The organism is Flavobacterium erciyesense (genome assembly GCF_018069925.1).
GTDB classification, from domain to species: Bacteria; Bacteroidota; Bacteroidia; order Flavobacteriales; family Flavobacteriaceae; genus Flavobacterium; species Flavobacterium erciyesense.
Genome location: NZ_JAGPXB010000029.1, coordinates 1 through 4,501, shown reverse-complemented (window position 1 = coordinate 4,501; position 4,501 = coordinate 1). Strand labels below are relative to the sequence as shown.

Sequence of the window (4,501 nt, the reverse complement as noted above, 5' to 3'; positions counted from 1 at the left end):
TAAACTTGCGAAACGTAAGCGTCAATTTAGGAGAAAATTCGCAATGGCTTGAGACGGCTGTTATGCGTGGGTTTATTTTTGTGGAAAAATTTACTTCTATCTTCTTTTCGGATAATGCTTTTCAAATTTCAGTTTCGAAGTTTCTGCTTTCAAGTTTCTGCTTTCAAGTTTCTGCTTTCAAGTTTCTGCTTTCAAGTTTTTGCATTCAAGTTTCACTTTCAAGTTTCGCTGTCAAGTTTCGCTATCAAGTTTCTGCATTCAAGTTTCTGCATTCAAGTTTCTGCATTCAAGTTTCTGCTTTCAAGTTTCTACTTTCAAAAACTCTGGTAGTAAGATAATTTTATTTCTAATTCTTAATGTCTGCGTAAATTCCAAAACTCACGCATAACGTCCCGCCGCCTCATGCCGTTGCGAACTTCGGACCCGATTAGTTTCGGCTAAGATAAATAAACTTGCGAAATCAAAACGTCAATTTAGGAGAAAATTCGCAATGGCTTGAGACGGCTGTTATATGCCGCTTAAATTTTTTTCTTAATCAATTTTCAGATTCCACTTTTTAGATTCCACTTTTCGGTTTTCACTTTTCAATTTCTGCTTTTCAGTTTCTGCTTATCAGATTCCACTTTTAAATTTCTGCTTTCAAGTTTCGTTTTGCAGTTTTCACTTTTCAGTTTTCACTTTTCAGTTTCCACTTTTCAGTTTCCACTTTTCAGTTTCTACTTTTCAGTTTCTACTTTTCAGTTTCTACTTTTCGGTCTCTACTTTTCGGTTTCTACTTTTCGGTTTCTACTTTTCGGTTTCTACTTTTCGGTTTCTACTTTTCGGTTTCCACTTTTCGGTTTCCACTTTTCGGTTTCTGCTTTTCGGTTTCTGCTTTTCAAGATTATTCCGTTACGTTTTAAAGTCGAAAAGGAGAGTAGAAGCGATGTTCTACGAATTTATGTTTTCTGCCGCAGATAAGTGGCATATAACGTTTTGGCGCTTGGCGCAGTGGCGGATTTTGGAGCACAAAACTGTCAATACACCACAAAAGTTGATGCGAGGTAGAATGTTCAATTAACCATGACACCCGCCATTGAGCCAAACGCCTGTTAGCAGTAGGTTTTTTTAATATACTGTTTTAATAATTGCATCTACTCCAGTTATAAGTTCGTCAACTTCTTCTTGTTTTGGTTCTCTTGTTTTATTGTGATCGCACAAATTTCTTATGTCTCCTAAATGCTGTATTTTTCTCCAAGTCGGTGTATCATATACTTCTGCTGTTTTTAATATGTCATTAAAGTCAGAAATTGAAGAGTTCTTTTTAGATGATTTCAAATTGTGGTTTGATAGAACTTGTCCTAAATGTTTTTCAAGTACCACACCAGCAATTGCCCCAGCTCCACGTGTAAATTTATTCTTATTCAGTTCTTTTGCAGCATCTAACTCACTGTCAAATAAGTCTGCTTGAACTAATTGTTTAATGTCGAAAAGTGTGCTTTCAAATCTTCTTTCTATAGACTTCAAAATGTTTAATTGTTGCTCAAACTGATTAATGGCAGCATCAGGTCCAACTTTTTTCTCTCCAAAACTACTTCTTACAGTCAAAGTTTGCAAATAGTCTTCCATTACATAGTTTCCATACTCTATAGCTTTTCGAGTTTTTGGTTTTTCATATAATCGAATGAAGTCGTTGAGTCTGTCAGGCAACAGTTGTTTAATTAGTACAAGTGATTCAGAATACCAGATTTGATACTCTCTATTAAATGGAAGGATCTTTTTGATGTATTCTTGAGTTTTCTTGTCGTCCTTTATTTGAGCTTTTATTTGCTCTTGTATTTTGTCAGGATAACACTCGTATTTTATTGATATGTCCAATTTATCACCTTTGTCAATTAAAAGCTGTAAGTCATTTTTATATTTTTCAATGTTTTTCATCAACGGGTTCTTTTAAAATTACTTATTGTTTTATTATGTGTCGAATTTTAAGATTTGAAAACCTGTTGTTAAGCAAGAAGTTATGAAGCTCTGTTAATAGTTGTCTTACAATTGGGTCATTTATATATGGTTTCCAACCACTTGAAGTTGTAGTGTCTATTTCGCATTTAGTTTTAAGGTACAAAAATTCTCTTTGAGGTTGCCAGTATGTTTGACCATTGCCAACTGAAAATTCTCCTTCATACTCTACAAAATATAAAAATTGATGTTCTCTAAGTTGAGCAAATAATTCTGTCAATTTTTGATTGATCTCTTTTAGTTTTTGCTCTTTTTCAATGATTTTTGCTTTTTCTTCTTCATCGTATTTTTTGAAATAGTTTTCCTTAGAGAACTGTAAACTTGTCTCAAGAAAAATCCTCTCATAATTTAATGGGCTGATTTGCTCCAATAGTTCATTAATTTTTGCAATTCGTTGTTCGTCTGTCATTTTGTTTTCAGTTTAAATTTGACAAATCAATTAATTGTCCTTCTTGAATGCTATTCCAAACTATCAAAAGATTTGCTTTATTCTTCTCAATCCAGCTAAGCACAATTTTCTCATACTTTTTTTCTATTGAACCAGCTAAAATTGCTTGATTTTCTATTGCGATACTTGCTGAATGGTTGTCTTTGCCAATGTCTATGTGTACGTGAGGGAGGTTGTGATGTTCTTGATACATTTTAACCTTTACATTCACAAATTTCTTGATAAGGTGTTCTAGTAATAAACCTTTTCCAGATTTATCTTGTCCTGTTAATTGCTCTATTAATTCAATGGAATTTTTTAACTCTTCCGTTTCTTTCTGTAAAATTTTCAGTGTTTCTTCCATTGTCATTTTGTTTACTAAAGTAGGTCTTCTAAACTTACTGCTAACGTCCCGGCGCTTGGCGAGGTTGGGGATTAAGGAAGCCTTAATTTTCGGCTAAAGATAAAACTTTACTGACACAAAACCAACTTTAAATTAAGCCTAAAACCCCAATCTTGCCAAACGCCTGTTGGCAGTAGTATTTATTCAATGTTTATTTCTACTAAAGTTTTAAACCAAAATCCGTGAGTGTTCTTTTCTAAGATATTTTTCATCGCTTTTTTAGTTTTATATAGAGTTTTTATGTCTTTCGTTTCAATTTCAATATTATTTATTGAAATTGTTAATTCTTCAATTTCGCCGTCAGACCAAGTTCCGATTCCAAAATAAATATTAGCAGTATCTTTTTGTTTTAGATTAAAAACTATAGAATCTCCAGATGAAACTTCTTTTAGTCGATAATTTTCAACTTTTGGGTTTAAAGTGATTTTCACTTTAACATTAGAATCTGATTTGTTTATAAAATCAATATTATGGGCTGGATCACAACTTACAAGAAAATTTAATAGGAAAGTTAGAGTAAATAATCTAATTATGTTTTTCATTTTCTACGTGGTTTTTTAATATTACTGCCAACGTTCTGGCGCTTGGCGAGGTTGGGGACTTTGTAGCAGAGTATTTTCCGCTTTACGAATATATGATAAAAAACGGTAATTCCACTAAAACCCCAATCTTGCCAAACGCCTGTTGTGAGCAGTTTATCCTCTCGTAACTAAATAGTTTTCTACAGTTTCATTTTCAAATTCTATAATTAAACTTCCAGTATCAATTCCAAAATGTGCATATCCCAAAAAATACCTGAATGTTTTTGGCGTAGAAAAACTGCTATCAGGTTTTCCAAGTAACTTTATAATTTCATTTTTTGACATTCCAACCAACTTGTGATTATTTCTCAAACTATTCATCATATCCCAACGTAGAGACATGTCATGCTCATTATCCAACTTGGTTGTTTTCCATTTATTCGAATCGAATTTTTCACCCGATATATTTCCATGTAATCCAATTCCACAAAATACAAGAACTACTATGGAGCAAATTATGAATATATATGTTTTTTTCATTTTAGCAGGATGTTTTTAAATTGCTCACAACGTTTTGCCGCTTGGCGCTGTTGCGGAATTTCAGCACCAAACTCTCACAAATATAGACAAAATTTTAATTCAAGACTTAAGCTTCCAAAAAATCACCGAAACCGCAATAGCGCCAAACGGCTGTTAGTAGTTCGGCGGTTTTAGAAATTCCGCTAAGCTAATTTAGATTTCCATAATCAGTTTCCATTTACGTCTTTAAGTTTCATTTCGAAGTTCTGATTCACAGTTTTGTTTCAAAGTTTTGTTTCAAAGTTCTGTTTCAAAGTTTTGTTTCAAAGTTCCGTTTCAAAGTTTTTCTTCAAAGTTCCGCTTCAAAGTTTTTCTTCAAAGTTCCGCTTCAAAGTTCAGCTTCAAAGTTTTTTTTTAAAAGCTTCATTTCAAAGTTCTTATTCCAAGTTCTACTACAAATAATTAATAAGTTTTGGTTTAAATAATTTTTGATAGCAACAATTAATTACGTCTTGCGGAAGACAAATGTGAAGTTTAATTGATATGACCTGCGTAATTTCTGCCGCTGACTACTAACGTCCCGCCGCCTCATGCCGTTGCGAACTTCGGACCCGATTATTTTCCACCAAATATAAA

General features: G+C 33.1%; 5 protein-coding genes. All 5 read right to left on the bottom strand.

Annotated elements, in window-relative coordinates:
- Window positions 1-1,107: 1,107 nt before the first annotated feature.
- Entirely contained in the window at window positions 1,108-1,917 is an 810-nt protein-coding gene (locus KBJ98_RS15155; RefSeq protein ID WP_210791937.1) for a hypothetical protein, read from the bottom strand.
- 22 nt (window positions 1,918-1,939) lie between these two features.
- Window positions 1,940-2,404 (bottom strand): hypothetical protein, encoded by a 465-nt coding sequence (locus KBJ98_RS15150; protein WP_210791935.1) that lies wholly within the window; start codon window positions 2,402-2,404, stop codon window positions 1,940-1,942.
- Window positions 2,405-2,411: 7 nt separating this feature from the next.
- Window positions 2,412-2,786, bottom strand: coding sequence for a DUF4160 domain-containing protein (locus KBJ98_RS15145; protein ID WP_210791933.1), 375 nt, complete (start codon window positions 2,784-2,786; stop codon window positions 2,412-2,414).
- 179 nt (window positions 2,787-2,965) lie between these two features.
- On the bottom strand, window positions 2,966-3,367 hold the full coding sequence (locus KBJ98_RS15140; protein WP_210791931.1) for a hypothetical protein: 402 nt from the start codon (window positions 3,365-3,367) through the stop codon (window positions 2,966-2,968).
- A gap of 153 nt (window positions 3,368-3,520) precedes the next feature.
- Window positions 3,521-3,886 (bottom strand): hypothetical protein, encoded by a 366-nt coding sequence (locus tag KBJ98_RS15135; protein ID WP_210791929.1) that lies wholly within the window; start codon window positions 3,884-3,886, stop codon window positions 3,521-3,523.
- Window positions 3,887-4,501: the final 615 nt, after the last annotated feature.

Coding starts and splice junctions, on each gene's coding strand:
- KBJ98_RS15155 (WP_210791937.1), bottom strand. CDS start 1,917: ATGAAAAACATTGAAAAATATAAAAATGACTTACAGCTTTTAATTGAC.
- KBJ98_RS15150 (WP_210791935.1), bottom strand. CDS start 2,404: ATGACAGACGAACAACGAATTGCAAAAATTAATGAACTATTGGAGCAA.
- KBJ98_RS15145 (WP_210791933.1), bottom strand. CDS start 2,786: ATGGAAGAAACACTGAAAATTTTACAGAAAGAAACGGAAGAGTTAAAA.
- KBJ98_RS15140 (WP_210791931.1), bottom strand. CDS start 3,367: ATGAAAAACATAATTAGATTATTTACTCTAACTTTCCTATTAAATTTT.
- KBJ98_RS15135 (WP_210791929.1), bottom strand. CDS start 3,886: ATGAAAAAAACATATATATTCATAATTTGCTCCATAGTAGTTCTTGTA.